We start from the raw sequence: 275 nt of genomic DNA, 5'->3' as shown, positions 1-275 counted from the left end.
ACGCTAATGGAGAGCTCGGGGGTAATATTTTTAATATTCCTACGGTTGGTGGCTATGCTTATACGGCGAATACGGGCAGTTCAAGCATGACTGCAACCCTTGAAGCTGGCAAGGGTAGTGAATTGCCTGCAAGTGACTTTATAATCACTTATACCAGTGCTACAACGGTCGAAATTCAGCCAATAGATAATAAAGGTGAGCCGCTAGGCACAGCATCGACAGCAAATATAACCGCTGGCGTCATTGATTCATCTACAATCACGAGTGGCGAATCG

At 45.8% G+C, this 275-nt stretch carries 1 protein-coding gene; it reads left to right on the top strand.

Features of this window, described 5'->3' with window-relative positions; all coding sequences use genetic code 11:
* On the top strand, nucleotides 1–275 hold a 275-nt coding region (locus R2R70_RS20100; protein WP_410978915.1), incomplete at both ends, for a hypothetical protein.

Origin of the sequence: Cobetia sp. SIMBA_158 (assembly GCF_046566945.1) — a bacterium.
Taxonomy (GTDB): Bacteria; Pseudomonadota; Gammaproteobacteria; order Pseudomonadales; family Halomonadaceae; genus Cobetia; species Cobetia amphilecti.
This window is presented reverse-complemented; position numbering and strand designations above follow the sequence as displayed.